Annotated in this window: 2 protein-coding genes; both read right to left on the reverse strand. The window is 54.1% G+C overall.

Features of this window, described 5'->3' with window-relative positions; all coding sequences use genetic code 11:
• Window positions 1-40: 40 nt before the first annotated feature.
• Window positions 41-1,188 (reverse strand): IS3 family transposase gene (locus BFP96_RS06775; RefSeq protein WP_122582746.1). Its coding sequence is split into 2 segments (ribosomal slippage): window positions 41-933 and window positions 933-1,188, totalling 1,149 coding nucleotides; the frame shifts between segments, so codons are not numbered across the junction.
• 274 nt (window positions 1,189-1,462) lie between these two features.
• A partial coding sequence (locus BFP96_RS31740; RefSeq protein ID WP_170875988.1) for a hypothetical protein occupies window positions 1,463-1,613 on the reverse strand: 151 nt, incomplete at its 5' end.

Genomic DNA, 1,613 nt, shown 5'->3' on the forward strand with positions numbered 1-1,613 from the left:
TGAGGTGGTCAACTTTTTCCGGACACCTCAATCGGTGTTTTCAGGCTGTTTGCCGCTCGTACTGATTGGGCGGCAAATAGTCTAACGATGAATGCATTCGTCGTTCATTGTAGAACCGCACAATGTAATCCGTGACGTCCCTGATTGCTTCATCATGATTGGCATAGTCCTTCCTCCAAACACGCTCCATCTTCAGGTTCAAGAAGAAACGTTCCATGACTGCGTTGTCCCAGCAGTTGCCCTTGCGGCTCATGCTGCAGCGCAAGCCATGTCGTGTCAGCATGGCTTGGTAAGTAGCGCCTGCATACTGGCTGCCCCGATCTGAGTGCGCGATCAGACCCGGTTTAGGCTGTCTCTGTGTGATGGCTAGTTGCATAGCACTGCACACCAACTCTGCGCGCATATGCGGAGCCATGGACCAGCCTACGATCTTGCGTGAATACAAATCCATGACAGCCGCCAAGTACAGCCAGCCGCTTCGAGTGCGAATATAAGTGATGTCAGCAACCCATGATTGGTTGATCTGCTCGGGGTTAAACTGGCGGTTGAGCAGGTTCTCAGCTACCGGGAAATTATGATTACTGTTGGTGGTATGAACGAACTTGCGCTTCCAGATCGGGCGTAAATCCTGTTGTTTCATCAGCCGACGGACCTTGTGCCGCCCAATGGATACGCCATCGCTACGCAGTGCTTTCATCACCCGACGACTGCCATAACAGTGCTCATTGGTCATGAACGTAGCTTTGACCTGAGCTGCAACCGGACAGACAGCTTTTGGCTTAAAAGACCGCTGACGAGCTTCATAGAACCCCGAACGGCTGATCCGCAAAACCCGGCAGATACGTATTACCGGGTAGGCCTTGCATTGCATTTGGTGAACCAATTGGTGGATCACTTCAATTCGCGGGCAAAGAAGGCCGTAGCTTTTTTTAATATATCGTTGTCAGTCTTCAGCTCGCGGATCTGCTGCTCAAGCTGACGAATACGCTGTTGCTCGCTGGTTAACGGTTTACCAATCCCTGTACCACCTAACTGCTCGGCTTGGTACTGCTGGACCCAGCGGCGCACGGCAGTGTCACTCAAGTCTAAATCGGTACAAACGGAGTTCACGCTCAGGCCTTGGTCAACAATCATCTTGCAGACTCTTAGCTTGAAAGCGGCGTCGAATTTTCTGTACTTCTTGGTCATGGAATACTCCTCAATAGGTGTAGTTTCACCTATTGAGGTGTCCGGGACTATTAGACCAGCTCAGTTGTCGCTGACCCACCGCCATCGGGGGCAAGCCCCCTCCCACATTTGGATCTCCAGTGTTTTGGAGGATTGATCGTTCCCACGCTCCGCGTGGGAATGCATCCCGTGACGCTCTGCGTCACCTGTACGCATTGAGTTGTCGGCGGGACGCGGAGCGTCCCAGGCGGCATTCCCACGCGTAGCGTGGGAACGATCAATCGACGATGTCGTTTTACTTGGGATAGAGCGGCGGCAGGCTGGTGGTGTCCAGGGCCGGGTCTTGTTCGCGCTCGGCCACGGGGATGGCCTTGATCGCGCGCCACAGGTCTTCGCCCAGCCAATACTGGCCGCTCTCGCTGTACAGCGCGCCATTGAGCCCGTCC

Origin of the sequence: Pseudomonas sp. 34 E 7 (genome assembly GCF_900005715.1) — a bacterium.
Taxonomy (GTDB): Bacteria; Pseudomonadota; Gammaproteobacteria; order Pseudomonadales; family Pseudomonadaceae; genus Aquipseudomonas; species Aquipseudomonas orientalis_A.